Genomic DNA, 17,571 nt, shown 5'->3' on the forward strand with positions numbered 1-17,571 from the left:
TTCTTTAATTTAAAAATTAACCTTTTGCTTTAGCTATGATTTCTTCAGCAACGTTTTGTGGAGTAGCTTGATACTTCTCTAATTCCATAGAAGAAGTAGCTCTTCCTGATGAAAGTGTTCTTAGAGTTGTTACATATCCAAACATTTCAGAAAGTGGAACAGAACCTTTGATTACAACAGCTCCATTTTTCTCTTCCTGACCACTGATAGTACCTCTTCTTTTGTTAAGGTCACCAATTATGTTACCCATATATTCTTCCGGAGTTACAACTTCCAGTTTCATAATAGGCTCCATAATTACTGGCTTAGCAGCACGTCCCGCTTCTTTAAATCCTAATTTAGCAGCCATTTCAAATGAAAGAGCATCAGAATCCACCGCGTGGAAAGATCCGTCTTTAAGAACAACTTTAATACCTTCAACTTCGAAACCAGCCAAAGGACCGTTCTTCATTGCAGCTTTAAAGCCTTTTTCAATGGCAGGAACAAATTCTCTAGGAACGTTACCACCTTTGATCTCATTGATGAATTCTAAACCAATTTTACCTTCGTCAGCAGGTCCTAATTCAAATACAATATCAGCAAATTTACCTTTACCACCAGATTGTTTTTTGTAAACTTCTCTGTGTTGAGCAACTCTTGTAAGATTTTCTTTGTATTCAACCTGAGGCTGTCCTTGGTTTACTTCAACTTTGAATTCTCTTCTCATACGATCTACAATGATATCTAAGTGAAGCTCACCCATACCAGAGATAATCGTTTGTCCAGAAGCTTCGTCAGTTCTCACAGTAAACGTAGGATCTTCTTCAGCCAATTTAGCTAGAGCGTTACCCATTTTATCCTGGTCAGCTTTAGTTTTAGGCTCAACAGCGATACCAATTACCGGATCAGGGAAAACCATCGATTCAAGAACGATTGGGTTTTTCTCGTCACACATAGTATCACCAGTTTTGATAGATTTGAAACCTACCGCAGCACCAATATCACCAGCTTCAATATATTCTACTGGGTTTTGCTTGTTAGCGTGCATCTGATAGATTCTAGAGATTCTTTCTTTATCACCTGAACGAGTGTTCAAGATGTAAGAACCTGCATCTAGTCTTCCAGAGTATGCTCTGAAGAATGCTAATCTTCCCACGAATGGGTCAGTAGCAATCTTAAATGCTAAAGCAGCGAACGGCTCGTTTACGTCTGGTTTTCTTGTAATTTCAGCGTCAGTTCTTGGGTCAGTACCTTTGATATCATCTTTATCCAATGGAGAAGGCAAGTATTTACATACTGCATCCAACATAAACTGTACTCCTTTATTTTTGAATGAAGAACCACAAGTCATTGGGATAATAGAAAGATCAATAGTAGCTTTTCTTAGAGCTTCGTTGATTTCTTCTTCAGAGATAGAATCTGGATCTTCGAAGAATTTCTCCATCAAAGTATCATCGTAGTCAGCAACAGCTTCTACTAATTTCTCTCTATATTCAAGAACTTCATCTTTCATGTCTTCAGGAATTGGCACTACTTCGAAAGTAGCTCCTTGTCCTGCTTCATCCCAGATGATCGCTCTGTTTTTAATTAAGTCAACAACACCTTTGAAATCTTCTTCAGCACCGATTGGTAAAACGATTGGAACTGCATTAGATCCTAACATATCTTTAACCTGGTTTACCACGTTAAGGAAGTCAGCACCTTGTCTGTCCATTTTGTTTACGAATCCCATTCTAGCAACTTTGTAGTTGTCAGCAAGTCTCCAGTTTGTTTCAGACTGAGGCTCTACTCCATCTACTGCAGAGAAAAGGAATACCAATCCATCCAATACTCTTAAAGATCTGTTTACTTCTACTGTGAAGTCAACGTGTCCCGGTGTATCGATAATGTTGAAGTGGTAAGGCTTAGTATCCGCAAGAGGTTTTCCCTGGTCTGTTGGAAAGTTCCAAGAACAAGTAGTTGCAGCAGAAGTAATAGTAATACCTCTTTCTGCTTCCTGCTCCATCCAGTCCATTGTAGAAGCACCATCGTGAACTTCTCCAATTTTATGGTTAACTCCTGTGTAGAATAAGATTCTTTCTGTAGTGGTAGTTTTACCTGCGTCAATATGGGCAGCAATACCAATGTTTCTTGTAAATTTAAGATCTCTACTCATTTCTAATTAGAATTTAAAGTGTGAGAAAGCTTTGTTAGCTTCCGCCATTTTGTGAGTATCAGATTTCTTTTTGAAAGCAGCACCTTCTTCTCTTGAAGCAGCTACTACTTCATTAGCTAATTTCAAAGCCATAGACTTATCATTTCTCTTTTTAGAATAGCTAATTAACCATTTCATTGCCATAGAAATTTTTCTATCAGCTCTGATTGGCATAGGGATCTGGAAGTTAGCTCCACCTACTCTTCTAGAACGTACTTCTACGTGAGGCATTACATTTGTAAGTGCGTCTTTCCAGATTTCAAGGGCAGTTTTTTCCGTTTCTCCTTTTTTAGTTTCTACGATCTCTAGAGCATCATAGAATATTTTGAATGCAATTGACTTCTTACCGTCAAGCATCAAGTTGTTTACGAATCTCGTTACCAATTGATCATTAAACTTTGGATCTGGTAACAACGGTCTTTTTTTCGCTTTTGTCTTTCTCATTGCTTTTGTACCTTATTTAATGATTATTTTTTCTTTCCTTTTGCAGGAGCAGCAGGTGCTTGTCCTGGTTTAGGTCTCTTAGCTCCGTACTTAGATCTTCTCTGAGTTCTTCCATTTACACCAGCGGTGTCTAATGCACCTCTTACGATGTGGTAACGTACTCCCGGTAGGTCTTTCACCCTTCCGCCTCTAACCAATACTATCGAGTGCTCTTGAAGATTATGTCCTTCGCCCGGGATATAGGCGTTAACTTCTTTACCGTTAGAAAGTCTTACCCTTGCTACTTTTCTAAGTGCAGAGTTAGGTTTCTTAGGTGTAGTTGTATATACTCTCGTACATACACCACGTCTTTGTGGACAAGAATCAAGGGCAGCCGATTTGCTCTTCTTGGCAAGCGTGGCTCTTCCTTTTCTTACTAATTGTTGAATAGTAGGCATTTAATTGCTTTTTATTTTAGGGTGCAAAAATAGTAATATTTTTTTAATCTGCAAACACTTATATAAAAATTAAAATCAAAGACTTACATCCAAAATCAAATACATTTCAATATGATAATCAAAGAAGCCTAATCTACATACGGGAAAGAGACCTGAAAAAATATATTTTACCGCGTAAAAAAAGAGTATTAAATAATTATGAAATTTGCATTATTGGAACTTATGTATAAAGTTGTATATCCAAAATAGACCCAAGTATTTTATCTGATACATCCAAACTATATTTAAAAATTTTCTTATAGTTATCATCTATTGTTAAAGAGAGAAATTGGCACGATATTTCGTAAATTTGGGATACATAAATGATAAACTCATTCAATCGCCAAACGGAATTTCAAAACTTATTCAATTGAAGCCGGCGATTCTATTTAACTTAAAAAAATAAATATATACATATGAAAAATGCTAGTATCATTGGCCTTAAAGAAGCCGATTGTAAAAAGATTTCAGAAAAATTAAATGCACTGTTAGCCAACTATTCTGTATTTTATCAGAATACAAGAGGGTCACACTGGAACATCAAAGGTGAACAATTCTTTACGCTTCATCCGAAGTTCGAGGAATTATACAACAGCCTGGTTTTAAAGATTGATGAAATTGCAGAAAGAATCCTGACACTGGGGGCAATTCCTGCCCACAACTATTCAGATTATTTAAAAGTTGCTACGATTAAAGAAAGCAAAGAGGTAACTGACGGAGCGAAAAGTGTTGAACTGATTTTAAATTCATTCAAAGTAGTGATTGATCTGCAGAGAGAACTTTTAGATATTACTGATGAAGCTGGAGATGAAGGTACCAATTCGCAAATGAGCGACTATATTACCGAACAGGAGAAAGAAGTTTGGATGTATAATTCTTATCTTGGAAAATAACTCCATCAAAAGCGTTGAAATATTTCAAAAAAATCGCCTTACATTTAGGCGATTTTATTTTTTATTTTTATATTTGCGTTAAAATTACACATATTATGAACGATGTAAGATTAAACTCTATCCTTGATAATGATTTCTATAAAATAACCATGCAGAATGCCGTGGTAAAACTATTCCCTGGTTCTATTGTAAAATATGAATTTATCAACAGGGGGAAACACCACTTTCCGGAAGGATTTGACATTGCTTTAAGGGAAGCCGTTAATAAAATGGCAGAACTTAAACTTACGAAAGATGAAAAAAAGTTCATGGCAAGAACATGTCCTTATATTGATCTCCCCTATCTGGATTTTTTAGAGGGATACCATTTTGATCCATCTGAAGTGAAAATTCATCAGGAAGGAGGAGACCTTTCTGTTACTGTAGAAGGACTTTGGTACAGAACGATCCTTTGGGAAGTTCCTTTACTGGCATTGATCAGTGAGCTGCATTACGAAATGAACCATATGGAAAGAGATTCCAATGAAGTGGTCATGAGCAAAACATTGGAAAAAGCAGACTCATTGGGCAGGCTTGGAGTAACGTTTGCCGAATTCGGAACCAGAAGAAGACATTCTTATAAGGTACAGAATCTGGTGATGGAAGCTTTAACCCAAAAAAAAGACTCTACTTTTATAGGAAGTTCAAACGTACATTTCGCGATGAAGTATGGCGTAAAACCAATCGGGACCCATGCTCACGAATGGTTTATGTTCCACGCTGCGGAATATGGATTCAAAATGGCCAATGAAATGGCTTTGGAACATTGGGTAGATGTATACAGAGGTGATCTTGGAGTTGCCTTATCTGATACCTATACCACCGATGTCTTCTTTCAGCAGTTTGACAAAAAATTTGCAAAGCTTTTTGATGGTGTACGCCATGATAGTGGAGATGCTCTGGAATTTGCCGATAAAACGATTGCTCATTATCAGAGAAACGGCATCAATCCTATGTTTAAGTATATTATTTTTTCTGATGCCCTAAATCTTGAAAAAGTAGAAGAAATTACCAACTACTGCAGAGGAAAAATAGGAATCTCTTTCGGAATAGGAACCAATCTAACGAATGATGTAGGATTGAAACCCATGAACATTGTCATGAAACTTATTGGGGTACAAGCCACTAATAAAGAATGGATTCCTACAGTAAAATTGTCTGATGAACATGGTAAGTATACAGGAGATCCAAAAATGATTGAACTGGCAAAAGAATTTTTAAGAATAAAAGATTAGCTATACAACTAAAGTGATGAAAAAAATTATAATGCTTTTCGTAATCCCTCTTTCTGTTATTTCCTGTGCTGTTCATACAAAAGGAGAAAACGGCAAACCGGGAACATCTGGAAAACCAGCAGCCTCAGAATCTTCAGCAAAAAAGACTGATGTAAAAAAATTAGCATATAACCAGAAACTTGCAGATTCTTTAGGAGCTGATCAATATGGCATGAAACCTTATACCATTGTTATGCTGACCACAGGATCTGCTAAGATTGAAGACAAAGCTAAAATGGGCGAAGTGATGAAAGGCCATATGACGAATATCGGTAAACTTGCTGATGAAGGCAAAATCATAGTAGCCGGACCTTTTCTGGAAAAGAATAAAGAAAACTACCGCGGGATGTTTATATTCAATACTAAATCTAAGGAAGAAGCTGAACAATGGGTAAAAACAGATCCTGCAGTACAGGCTGGAGTCTTTAGTTATGAAATTTTCCCATGGTATGGTTCAGCAGCTCTGCCTTTGTATCTTAAACATCATGATGAAGTTTCAAAAGAAAATCCTTAATAAATAAGAAATCCCTCAATTGAGGGATTTTTTCATTAATCAATACAGATATACGGTTTTCTTGGTGGATAGCAGCAATAAGGATTGCTGCAGAATATATACCCTGCCGGACAACCTCCATCTATAGGTGTTTCACAAGCCAATGCGGCACCACCCAAAACAGTTTTTAACTCTTTTCTGTTTAAGTTTTTCAAATTTTTCATGATTAATTTTGTTTAGTTTAGTTTCCTACTCTTGAAGATTTTCGGATTCCTCTTTTTATTTCTCTTTACCTGGAATTAAAAATACAATTTATTTTTTAAAAACCTACATTTCAAATCATTATAAATAAATAATATTCAAATCAGCAATAGTATCTCTTGTCATAATGAATTAATTTAATTATTTTAGCATTTAGTACACCGAACTTACATAACTCATTGTAAGCAACTTAACAAAAACTAAATTAAAACTAAAAATTAATCTCATGAAAAAAATGAATTCAACAAAACTTACAAGAACAGAATTAAAAGATGTATTCGGCGGGTATTTACATCTTCCGGAATGTCCGGGAGGATGCCACGGTGAAGGGATGATCAGATGTCCTGACGGAACCACCACGATGACTAATTTTATATGCATGGGAGGAACCTGCCAACCTGCAGCAATGTGCAAACCATTGGTTCTTGAACCTTTTCCTGATCCGATTATAATCACCCCATAATCTGATAAAAAATATAAAGTGAGCTTCCCGGCTCACTTTTTATTATCTTTAAATAAATAAAATTTACCATGAAAGTAAGACTATTCGCTTTGCTGTGTTTAGCATCAACAAAACTGGTCTTCGGACAAACTATTCCCAAAGAATACACGGATAAAGTAAAAACGGCTGAATCACTTTACCAAGCCAAGGATTTCAAAAACTCTGCCAGCAACTATTCAGAAGCCTTTAAATCTAACGGCTGGAAGGCATCTGTAAATGACAGATATAACGCAGCATGCTCTTGGGCAATGGCATCAGGGCCAGACAGTGCATTTTCACAGCTTGACAGGATTGCAGTAACATTCAGTAATTATAACCATATAACAAAGGATACAGACCTTAGCTCTTTACATAATGATAAACGATGGAAGCCTCTCATCGAAAAAATCAAACAGAACCAGGAGAAAGCAGAAGCAAATTTGAATAAACCCTTGGTCGCAAAGCTTGGTGAAATTTATAATGAAGACCAAAAGTACAGACAACAAATCGATGGTATTGAAAAAAAATACGGTGGAAACTCAAAGGAAATGAATGATCATTGGCAGCTTATCAATAAAAAAGATTCACTCAATCTTATTGAGGTAAAAGCCATTCTTGATCAATATGGCTGGGTGGGTCCTGATATTGTGGGTGGACAGGGAAGTGTTACATTATTTCTTGTTATCCAACATGCAGATCAGGCAACACAGGAAAAATATTTGCCCATGATGAGAGATGCTGTAAAAAATGGTAAAGCACAAAGCAGCAGTCTGGCGCTTCTCGAAGACAGGGTGGCCCTGAGACAAGGTAAAAGACAAATCTACGGCAGCCAGATCGGACGTGATCCTGAAACACAAATATATTATGTATCCCCACTAGAAGATCCTGAAAATGTAGATAAAAGACGCGCAGATGTTGGACTTCCTCCATTGGCAGACTATGTAAAGAATTGGCAGATTAAATGGGATGCTGAGCAATATAAAAAAGACTTGCCTAAACTGGAGGCAAAAACAAAGCACAAATAAACAGACTTATTGGACATTAAAAAAATCTAACCTTCATTTTAACATTTATCATAAATTAATTCAATTACCATAGAATAATTTACTATTTTAGTTCAATCTTTTCAACCCTACTTATTTAATTATAAGAGTGTTAAGAATAAAATAATTTACTAAACAAAAAAAATTAAACCATGAAAAAGAACTTAACAAAACTTTTAAGAACAGAATTGAAAGAGGTATTCGGAGGAACACTATATCCGGCACAATGCCCCGGAGGATGCCATGGTGAAGCGATGATCCGATGTCCTGACGGCACTACCACTATGACTAATTTTATATGCATGGGGGGAAGCTGCCAACCGGCAGCCATGTGTAAACCACTGGTTCTTGAACCTTTTCCTGATCCGATTATAATCACCCCATAATCTTAATGAACAATAAAATAAAAAGAGACTGTCTTTGTGACAGTCTCTTTTTTACAATTATAATTTTAAATTAAAAAATATCGCTACCGATTATATAACCGTTTGTTCCATTTATTTTTTTAACCGCATTATTATTAAATCTATATTTATTATAAATACCAATATTTGGAATATATCTTAAAGTATTACCTTCTCTCATGTATATCTTATTGGTAAAATTATCCTGTTTAAGATCATTATCAGGTGTTAAATCTGCCCCACGTTCCACTGTTGACAAATTACTTGGACTAATAGTCGCGATTTCACCACTGGTAATATTAAATAACCCGTATAGTGTCATAGGACTTTGGATATATCTCAGTTTGTTTTCAAACATAAAAAAGATCTGGTTGGTAGCAGGATTTCTAACAAAATTACCATTCACAAGATTTGCCGTATTTGTATAATCCAGTCTAACCTGATTATCAATTAAATATTGATCTATATAAGCTTTCAATTGAGCCTTCTTCACAGGATCTTTAACAAACTCATAAAGAGGTATCAAACCATTACTCCCAAATTCTACCAACACAGCATTAGTTGGTGTGGAACTATTCTGCCAGCTGGAAATATTAATTTTAGAGTTCGTTTGATCAAGGTTTAGCTCTCCTACCAAGCCCTTAGATGGATCTCCCCCTCTTGTTTTAAAGGATAGTTTTCTAGAAAAGTTTTTATTTGATTCTGAAGTATCTACATCGTTATCAACATTTGCATCAAAAATACTTTTTACGCCCACTTTAACACCAATTCTGGCAGCCTTTTCACGACTTTGATTTGTTGTTTCAGATTGAAACATAACATCTAACTTGGCACCCGTGTAAATATCTACTGCAACGTGAGTACCATAATCGTTTACAAGCTGTGCAGGACTATTGGACTGTAAATCGCTGGAAAACTCCGGAGTCAAATAATCAGACAATAAGACAGGAGTAGCATTAAATCTGAATCTTCTTTGTTTAATTAGAAGATTATAGCTTCCATAAATATATTTAGCATCAAATTTATTGGTAGTAGTGTTACTAACCGAAGAACTAAAACTAACCGAAATAAGCTTTTTAAATAAAGAGAATCCAGCTGTTGCTCCTACCTTCGTAGATACCATTTTTGAATAAGCTTCTGCACTTTCACCATATTCTTCAAGATATTCCTGAGAAAATACATTATCAGTAATCAATCTTCCAGCCTGTTCGTTTTTGAATCTTTCAATATCAATTACCTGATATCCTGCAGCGTTAGAATTAGCATATTCTCCTGTAGCATTATAACCGTATCCCAAGACGTCATAAATACCATCACCAGCGCTTTTAGCAAAACTTCTCCCTGAATTTTTTTTTGAGTTTTCATTTAGGTTAGGATTTTCAAGCTCCTCAGTAGAGCAAGAAGTTGCAAGCAGTAAAATAATACTTGCAAAAAAGAAACTTAGTTTTTTCATATTTTATTTTAAGTCTACAAACTTAATTCTTTACATTCAAAGCTCTAATGATATAAATCATGAATAAGGGAATTAATTAAAATATAGGCCTTTTATAGTGTGATAATGTATTTCTCAATATCTTTAAACAAAAACATCATGAAACCACTGAGGAAGTTCTTAAAAAACTGGATTAGTCATCGGTATTGTAGATTGCGCAATTCTGAGCCCGAAGATCCTCACTCCTGCCCTTTTAAAAGAACTTAAAAAATGTGAAAGCAATGATGTGGTGAAGAATATTGAGATCTTAGAGTCTACAAAAAATACTTAACCAAAAAGGCCGGGATCTTCCTCACGGATCCCGGCCTCATAATGAACAAAATAAAAGAAACTATAGTGCTTCCTTATGCTTTTTACGGTAGGCATAATGGAAAATAATTGGCAGTATTGTAAATGACAGCAGCATACAGACAATCAGTCCTCCAACAATCATAATGGCTAAAGGTTTCTGAATTTCTGAGCCCATTCCATTCGACATTGCTGCAGGAAGAAGTCCCATAGATCCCATTAGGGCAATCATAACCACCGGGCGGATTCTGCTTTTCACTCCCTGTGCAATAGATTCTTTAAGAGACATTCTGCTTTGCAGGTTTTCTTTCATCACTCCGATCAGAACAATACCGTCTATGGTAGCTACTCCGAAAAGAATGATAAATCCAATCCCCGCTGAGATTCCGAAAATGGTTCCTGTAAACCAAAGAGATAAAAATCCTCCAATAAACGCAAATGCCAGTGTAATAGAAGAAATCAGTGTATCTTTTACATTTCCGAAGTTGAAATACAACAGCATCAAAATAAGAACTAAAGATATCGGTACTACCATTGCCAGCTGTTTTGCCGCTCTTTCTTTGCTTTCAAATTCCCCAGCCCACGTCATTTTATGATTTTTCGGAAGCTTTACTTCCTTATCTACTTTTGCTTTTGCTTCTTGGATCGTACTTCCCAGATCACGTCCTTCAATATTAAAACCAACTCCGATATATCTGCTGTTCCCTTCACGGTAAATAAATGATGGTCCGGTATGATAATCTATGGTTGCAATTTCTTTCAATGGAACTTTCTTATTATCCTGTGTAGGAATGAGAATATTCCCCATTTTTTCCGGAGTGTCGCGGTACTGTTTTTCAAATCTCAGCATGACATCAAACATTCTTTCTTCTTCATAAAACTTGGTCGCAGCCTGTCCGCCGATCGTCATTTCGATGACAGCCTGTGCATCTGCTGTGGAAATACCATATTTGGCCATTTTAGAATCGTGGAGTTGTATTCTCAATTCCGGAAGTCCAATATTTTTAAACACATTGACATCTGAAATTCCTGGAACTGTTCTGATGGAATTGGCTACTTTATTGGCATAGTTTTCAAGCTCGAAGAGATCATTTCCGAAAATCTTAATAACCAATGGTGCTTTTACACCGGCAACATATTCTTCTACATTATCCTGTATTGGCTGGCTGAATCCAAAATTGATTCCCGGATATTTTTCAAGGGAAACTCTCATTTCTTCAAGAAGCTCCTCTTTGGATATTTTTTTCTTCCATTCCCCTTCCGGCTTCAGCTGGATATTAAATTCGATATTAAAAAAACCGGTAGGATCAGTACCGTCATTCGGACGGCCTGTCTGGGTCATGACAAATTTCACTTCATCATATTTCATGAGAATCTCCTTCATCTCTTTGGTCAACCGTACCGATTCATCCAGATTGACACTGTTGGGAAGGGTTGCTCTCACGTAGATTGCTCCTTCGTTCAGTTTTGGTAAAAATTCGGATCCATAATTGGAGAATCTCCAGCCGCAAATAGCAAGTAAGGCAACAAAACCGATAATAAATCCTTTTTTATGGCGGTCACTGAATTCATAGATCCTATAGATATTTACTTTGAAGAATTTTGAGATGAAATTTTCTTTTTCTTCAATATTCTTGGTCAATAAAATTTTACACATCGCTGGAACATAGGTCAAACTTAAAATCAAAGATCCTAATAATGCATATCCAAGCGTAAATGCTAGCGGAGAGAACATTTTTCCTTCCACTTTCTGGAATGAGAAGATTGGCATCAGAGCAACAATAAGAATCAGCAGGGCAAAGAAAATATAGCTTGCCACACTTCCTGCGCTCTTCTTAATGATCCCCAGTTTGGAGATTTTATTGAATCTCCGCACCCCTATTTTCCTGGCTTTAAGTTCGAGGGCAACAAAGACATGTTCTACGATGACCAGCGTTCCTTCCAGGAGCAGTCCGAAATCCAATGCTCCCATCGAAATCAGGTTGGCCGGCAGCCCTTGAATTTTAAGCATAATAATCGCAAACAAGAAAGCCAAAGGAATGACTGATGCTACAATAAAAGTGGTTCTCCAGTTGTAAAGGAATATAAATACAATGATAGAAACGAGGATGACTCCTTCAATCAGGTTTTTGGAAACGGTATGAACGGTAGTATTCACAAGTTCTGTACGGTCAATGATCGGAACAATCTGAACATCTCCCGGCAGTTCTCCTCCGTTCAGCTCTTGAATCCTGTCTTTCAGTCTGGCAATGACTTCACTTGGATTTTCACCACGAAGCATGATGACAATTCCTTCTACGACATCATTTTCCTTATTGTACCCTACCTGCCCTAACCTTGGTTTTGCAGAAATTTTTACTTCAGCCACATGTTTTACCAGAATCGGAGTAGAACCTTTTACCTCGATCTTAATATTTTCAATATCTTCTTTCTTCTCCAAAAGACCGATCCCCCGCACTACATAAGCCTGATCTCCTTTTGCCACAACATCTCCTCCTACATTAATATTACTCTTCGAAACGGCTTCATACACATCCAGGGGGGAAAGGTCGTAATTGTGTAATTCTGTAGGATTAATTTTTATTTCATAGGTTTTCTCTTCACCACCGAAGCTTACCACATCTGCAACACCGGGAACTGCCAGCAACTCTCTTTCCACTACCCAGTCCTGGATGGCAGTAACTTCTTTGATGGGAAGTTTACTTTTAATAATATAACGGTAAATTTCACCCGTAGCTCCGGAAGGTGGTTCAATGCTGTATTCTGCCCCGGCAGGAAGGTTTACATTTCCGAGTTTATTGGAAGCATATTGCTGGGCATAAAAATCATTGACATGGTCATCAAAAATCACAGTCACTACAGACAATCCGAATAAGGAAATAGAACGCACCGATGTTTTATTCGGAATGGCATTCATTTCTTTGGAAATGGGTAATGTGACAAATTTTTCGATCTCTTCAGCACTTCTTCCCGGCCATTGAGTAATGACTCTTACCCTTGTATTGGTAACATCCGGAAATGCTTCAATAGGGGTATGCATATAAGAATAGATCCCTCCGGCCAGCAAAAGAAAAGTACCCAAAAGAACGATCAATGAGTTTTTTAAAGAGAAGGAAACTATATTCTGTACAAACTTTCGCATTACTTGGTGGAATTATTTATTTGGGTTTTCAGATTTTCGTAGATCAGCAATCCGTTGGAAGCAATGACATTTTCACCTGACTTTAAATTTCCTTCTACATAAATATACTGGCTGTTGGAAGCAATCTCCGTTACCGGTCTGATCTCCAGCTCACAGTCTTTTTTGTATACCACTACATAGCTTTGGTTGTTATCAAAGATCAAAGCTTTAGCAGGAATAGCCAGCGCACTTTTATTTTGTGAGTTAACAGGTAGTACAACATCCGCAGACATTCCGGGTCTTAGTTTCATCCCATTATTGTCCATAATGATTTTGGCCTTGAGTACTCTTTCGTTTTCATTGAAGACCTGAGAAATAGTATTAATTTTTCCTGAAAAGCTATCATCCGGATATGCCAGTGTTTTCACTACTACAGGCTGATCTACATATACATGTCTCATATTCGTAGCATACACATTGGCCATTACCCAGACTTTATCCAGGTTGGAAATGGTAAAAAGCTGGTCTCCACCCGCTGTAACAGGCATTCCTTTGGAAATATTCTTTGAAATAACGTAGCCGTCCGCAGGAGCTTTTATCTGAATCGTATTTCCTCCTGCTGAATACAGCTGCATATTTTTCTGGGTCTTGGAAATATTAGACTGCAATATGGCTACTTCCGACCGTGCTTCCTGTAAATCTTTCTGAGAGGCAATGTCATCTTTATACATCGCTTCCACAGAGGTCAGCTTTCTTTTGGCGACTGCCAGCTGAGCCTGTAAAGTTTGGGAATCGTCCTGCATTTCGTTTACTGCTGTACTTTTTATACTTGCCAGAGTCTGTCCTTTTTTCACATAATCCCCGAGTGAGAAATAGGTATCCATCACAACTCCATCCACCAGGCTTACAAAAGGAACCGTTTTATCCGAGTTACTTTCCACTTCTCCGGTGAGGGTAATGCTTTCTTCTATGGGAAGCATTTCTGCTTTCACCAGTTTAATATCTTTTTTAAGTTCTTTACTGATGCAATAGTTTTTTTCAACTTCCTTATTTTCTTTTTCTCCGGTACAACCTGTAAAAATCACAAAGGCAGAGAGGTAGATCGCAGCAATGTATTGGGTAATATTTTTGTTCATATCTTATAAATCTTGTCCTACAGCATACTGCAGGTTTTCGTAGTATTGGTTAAGCTCTTTTTTAGTATCCAGTATGATCATTTTATTTCCTATGTAAGTATCCAGAAAATCCATATACTCCAGCATGCTGATATTTCTGAGTCTGAAGTTTTTTTCATGACTTACCAGCAAACTATCCAATGTAGATTCATAATTTTCATCAATTTCTTCTGAAACCTGTTGTGTCCGGATATAGTTTCTGAAAACAGAGACAATTTCATTTTCCGATTTCAACATGTTTTTACGAGTCTCAAGTTTACTTTTCTCAATTTCAAGTCTGGCTTCCTGTATATTGCCTTTATTACGATCGAAAATGGGAAGGTCCATAGAAACCCCTAAGCCTATAAAATCTTTCATGATATTTCCGCCACGGTCATATCCAATGGAAACCGCTATATCGGGAGTTTTCATAGCATTCTGTATTTCGAGGTTTTTGGCAGCGTGTTTTTCTTTATTTCTTGAGATCATGATATCGGGGCGGTTTTCTTTTGCCTTTTCCATCCATTGTGTCACCTCCAATTCCGAAAGCTGTCTTTCCGGCATCACAAATGAATCTGAGATTATCAGATAAGATTGAGAAGGCATCATTAGTAAGGCTTTAAGCTCTACCTGCTGATCTTCAATTTCCTGCTTTAATGAAATCAGTTTTTTCTTAAATTCAATTTCCTGGGCTTTTAATCGGACATATTCAGCCTTACTGATATTTCCCAGGTTCAATTGATTATTATAAGATTTTGTTAATTTCTCAATGGAAGCAATCTGCCTCTGATAAATCTTCTGTTGTTCCTGATTGTAAAGAATCTCAGTAATAGTATTCCTTAATGTCTTCTTCAGCTCACGTAAAACTTCCTGTAATTCATATTTCTCTCCTTCAATTTCTATTTTCTGGAGCTCAATATTTTTTCTTCTCTTTCCAGCCGTCTGAATCACCTGCTCTATTTCAGCAGAAATCTGGGTGTTTTTTCCCCAGTTTCCGATGAGTGCCGGCTGTTCTTCTATGTCATAGGTTCTCCATAGATTGACTTCACTAATGCTTAATTTTGGATTGGGCCAGTATTTAGCCTGAACAGCTCTTGCTTCGGCTTGTGAAATTTCAAGTTTCTGGGCAATAAGGTCAAGGTTTTTAGCCAAAAAAATTGTTTCAGCTTCCTTCCTGTCAATTTTCAGGGTATCTGAAATCTGCGCAGAAAAGAAACTGAAACAATGAATATAAAATAGGGTAAAAAATAGCTTCTTCAAGATCTTTTATTTTAAGACCACAAAGCTATTCGTCTAATATTAGAGGGAATTTTAAAGAAAATTAAAATTCGGTTAGTTCAACATTAGAGTTTGATTAGAACTTTTTGAAACACAAAAAACACGAATAATTTCACAAATAACATAATTATGAATGAACCGGAAATTGAAGAAGGACAGTAGTTCCCGCATTCACAACAGAATCAATCTTCATTACAATATGATGATGATCGAAGATACTTTTTGAAAGAGACAAACCAATTCCGCTTCCTTTCACCGTATCTACATTTTTTCCCCTGTAGAAGGTTTCGGATATTTTAGCAAGATCTTCTGTAGGAATTCCTCGTCCTTCGTCCCGAACTTCAATACATAGTTGATTTTCTTTTTCAGACAAAGTAATCAATACAGGTTTATCGTAAGAATATTTAATCGCATTTTCAACAATATTATATATAGCAAGGTAAAGCAGTGTTTCGTTACCAGGGAATTCCAGCAAAGCAGGTTTTGTCACCTGGAGCTGTATTTTAATAGATGAATTGTTTTCTTTTGCTTTAGGTTCCAATTTCTCATAAATTTTCCAGATCAGCTCATCCACTCTCATTTGTTTATGGGAAGATTCAAGTTTGGTCATTCCGGACATCAGCAAAAGATTATTGAGAATATTTTCAATCTCATAAACATTCTCTAATGATTCTTTCGCTACTTCCCTATACTCTTCCGGAGTCCTGTCTTTTTGAGCGAAAACTTCCAGATTTCCGGAGATTGCAGCCAATGGAGTTTTAAATTCATGAGAAACATAATTGATAAAGTTCTGCTGTAAGAGTACATTTTCAGAAATTCTGCCCAACAGTTTATTATAAGATTTTATAAGATCTTCAATTTCATCATGGGTATTGGTAGAAGTAATAATTGCAGTGGAAATATTATTATATTCCACTTTATTGATGCGTTCTACAACATTGGAAATAGGTTTATAAACTACCTTAGAAAGATATCTGCTTAGAAAATAGATCGCCAGCAGTCCAATGACCAATACGGAAAGCATGATAATAGCCAGTCTTAAAATCTGTGACTGAAATGAATCATTCGGGGATTTTACAAAAACCACAAAATCTCCCTGGTTATCCGGATAGAAAATTCCATAATAGAACTGATGATCCGACATAAACTGCATGCCTTTATTATTCCTTACCGCCTGCAGGTGAGAAAGCTTTATATTCTGATCATGAAGATTTTGTCCAAAAGTAACTTCATTATTCTGGTTGTAGACAGCTACCCTGTTATTTTGAATCAGGTGATTGTATTCTTTTTTGATCTGAGCATGCCGGTCTTTTGGGAGCTCATCTTTATCAAGGTAATAAATGGCAGAAATAAGCGCTGTATTCCGCAGCTTTTCAAAATAAAAAATCTTGGTACTGTCATAATAGGCAAAAAATATCACCGCAGATGTGATGATAGAAACGATGCCGAATGAAAGGCTTGAAATAAGGGTAAACCTGCTTCTGAGAGTCATTTTCAGTCTTTAATTAAATATCCGGTTCCTTTCACCGTATGAATAATTTTCTGTTCTGTTTCGTCAATCTTATTACGGACATAGGAAATATAAACATCTACTACATTCGTAGTGTTATCAAAATCTATTCCCCATACTTTGTGTAAAATCTGGGTCCTGCTCAGTACCTTATTTTTATTCTCCATAAGGAAAGTAAAAAGTTTGTATTCTGTGGGGGAAAATTCAATTTCCTTATCGTTTTGTGTTACTTTATGAAGATCTGTATCAATGGTGATATTGCCGCAAGACAAGTACTGATCTTCTTTCTGATAACTTAATTTATTTCTTCTTGTTAAAGCTTTAATCCTTGAAATCAGTTCTTCAAAATGAAAAGGTTTTGATAAATAATCATCAGCTCCCATGTCCAGCATTTTTATTTTGTCATCCGGACTGTTCAGAGCACTTAAAACCAGAATCGGAGTATAATTTCCTTTAAATCGTATGATCTGGGTAAGCTGCATCCCATCCAATCCGGGAAGCATGATATCCATTAAAATAAGATCAAAATCATAGGTATGAAGAAGCTCACGTGCTTTTTCTCCGGAATCTGCAAGGGTAAGATTGTATCCAGCCTCAGAAAGGCCTTTTATCAGGAAATTGCTGATTCTTTGATCATCTTCTACCAACAAAATATTCATAAGTCTCTGAAATTTCCCATAAATATAGGTAATCTAATTAAGAAAGGAAGCTGGAGGCTGGAAGAGAGGGGTAATAGAATTTTATAAA

16 protein-coding genes are annotated in these 17,571 nt (G+C 36.5%); 6 read left to right on the forward strand and 10 right to left on the reverse strand.

The features are described 5' to 3' along the window. Nucleotides 1-16: 16 nt before the first annotated feature. The 3 genes from fusA to rpsL are packed head-to-tail and all read right to left on the reverse strand — an operon-like array spanning nt 17 to nt 3,054. Entirely contained in the window at nt 17-2,134 is a 2,118-nt protein-coding gene (gene fusA / locus AC07UM_RS10390) for an elongation factor G (protein ID WP_494683562.1), read from the reverse strand. Between the two features lie 6 nt (nt 2,135-2,140). Continuing rightward, complete coding sequence (gene rpsG, locus AC07UM_RS10395; RefSeq protein WP_089734635.1) at nt 2,141-2,617, reverse strand: 30S ribosomal protein S7; 477 nt, start codon at nt 2,615-2,617, stop codon at nt 2,141-2,143. A gap of 23 nt (nt 2,618-2,640) precedes the next feature. Then, nucleotides 2,641-3,054, reverse strand: coding sequence for a 30S ribosomal protein S12 (rpsL, locus tag AC07UM_RS10400; protein ID WP_027381287.1), 414 nt, complete (start codon nt 3,052-3,054; stop codon nt 2,641-2,643). A 455-nt stretch (nt 3,055-3,509) separates the two neighbouring features. Here rpsL and AC07UM_RS10405 point away from each other — a divergent pair, with 455 nt between their 5' ends. From AC07UM_RS10405 to AC07UM_RS10415, 3 genes are all read left to right on the forward strand, one after another. After that, a complete protein-coding gene (locus AC07UM_RS10405) occupies nt 3,510-3,986 on the forward strand; it encodes a Dps family protein (protein WP_494683561.1) in 477 nt (158 codons plus the stop codon). Nucleotides 3,987-4,081: 95 nt separating this feature from the next. Next, complete coding sequence (gene pncB, locus AC07UM_RS10410) at nt 4,082-5,260, forward strand: nicotinate phosphoribosyltransferase (RefSeq protein WP_494683560.1); 1,179 nt, start codon at nt 4,082-4,084, stop codon at nt 5,258-5,260. A 16-nt stretch (nt 5,261-5,276) separates the two neighbouring features. Further along, nucleotides 5,277-5,813, forward strand: coding sequence for a YciI family protein (locus tag AC07UM_RS10415; RefSeq protein ID WP_494683559.1), 537 nt, complete (start codon nt 5,277-5,279; stop codon nt 5,811-5,813). 35 nt (nt 5,814-5,848) lie between these two features. Here AC07UM_RS10415 and AC07UM_RS10420 read toward each other — a convergent pair whose 3' ends face one another. Beyond that, nucleotides 5,849-6,016 carry a bacteriocin-like protein gene (locus AC07UM_RS10420; RefSeq protein ID WP_494683558.1) on the reverse strand — a complete coding sequence of 56 codons (168 nt, stop codon included), beginning with the start codon at nt 6,014-6,016 and terminating at the stop codon, nt 5,849-5,851. A gap of 263 nt (nt 6,017-6,279) precedes the next feature. On the opposite strand from AC07UM_RS10420, the gene AC07UM_RS10425 reads away from it, so the two are divergent. The 3 genes from AC07UM_RS10425 to AC07UM_RS10435 all read left to right on the forward strand — a co-directional run bounded on the left by AC07UM_RS10425 (nt 6,280) and on the right by AC07UM_RS10435 (nt 7,963). Next, complete coding sequence (locus AC07UM_RS10425; protein ID WP_494683557.1) at nt 6,280-6,516, forward strand: hypothetical protein; 237 nt, start codon at nt 6,280-6,282, stop codon at nt 6,514-6,516. Nucleotides 6,517-6,584: 68 nt separating this feature from the next. Then, entirely contained in the window at nt 6,585-7,559 is a 975-nt protein-coding gene (locus AC07UM_RS10430; RefSeq protein WP_494683556.1) for a DUF6624 domain-containing protein, read from the forward strand. 170 nt (nt 7,560-7,729) lie between these two features. Continuing rightward, on the forward strand, nt 7,730-7,963 hold the full coding sequence (locus AC07UM_RS10435; RefSeq protein WP_494683555.1) for a hypothetical protein: 234 nt from the start codon (nt 7,730-7,732) through the stop codon (nt 7,961-7,963). Nucleotides 7,964-8,033: 70 nt separating this feature from the next. Here AC07UM_RS10435 and AC07UM_RS10440 read toward each other — a convergent pair whose 3' ends face one another. The 6 genes from AC07UM_RS10440 to AC07UM_RS10465 form a co-directional block, all read right to left on the reverse strand. Next, on the reverse strand, nt 8,034-9,434 hold the full coding sequence (locus AC07UM_RS10440; RefSeq protein WP_494683554.1) for an MAC/perforin domain-containing protein: 1,401 nt from the start codon (nt 9,432-9,434) through the stop codon (nt 8,034-8,036). A 370-nt stretch (nt 9,435-9,804) separates the two neighbouring features. Further along, nucleotides 9,805-12,903, reverse strand: coding sequence for an efflux RND transporter permease subunit (locus tag AC07UM_RS10445; RefSeq protein ID WP_152290905.1), 3,099 nt, complete (start codon nt 12,901-12,903; stop codon nt 9,805-9,807). After that, entirely contained in the window at nt 12,903-14,018 is a 1,116-nt protein-coding gene (locus tag AC07UM_RS10450; protein WP_494683553.1) for an efflux RND transporter periplasmic adaptor subunit, read from the reverse strand. The genes AC07UM_RS10445 and AC07UM_RS10450 overlap by 1 nt, the downstream gene beginning before the upstream one ends. 3 nt (nt 14,019-14,021) lie before the next feature. Beyond that, nucleotides 14,022-15,296, reverse strand: a complete 1,275-nt coding sequence (locus tag AC07UM_RS10455; RefSeq protein ID WP_494683552.1) for a TolC family protein — start codon at nt 15,294-15,296, stop codon at nt 14,022-14,024. 145 nt (nt 15,297-15,441) lie between these two features. Further along, entirely contained in the window at nt 15,442-16,806 is a 1,365-nt protein-coding gene (locus tag AC07UM_RS10460) for a sensor histidine kinase (RefSeq protein ID WP_494683551.1), read from the reverse strand. Between the two features lie 2 nt (nt 16,807-16,808). Further along, a complete protein-coding gene (locus AC07UM_RS10465; RefSeq protein WP_494683550.1) occupies nt 16,809-17,483 on the reverse strand; it encodes a response regulator transcription factor in 675 nt (224 codons plus the stop codon). Between the last annotated feature and the right edge of the window lie 88 nt (nt 17,484-17,571).

It is taken from the genome of Chryseobacterium sp. GW821-FHT04C04, from assembly GCF_059420365.1.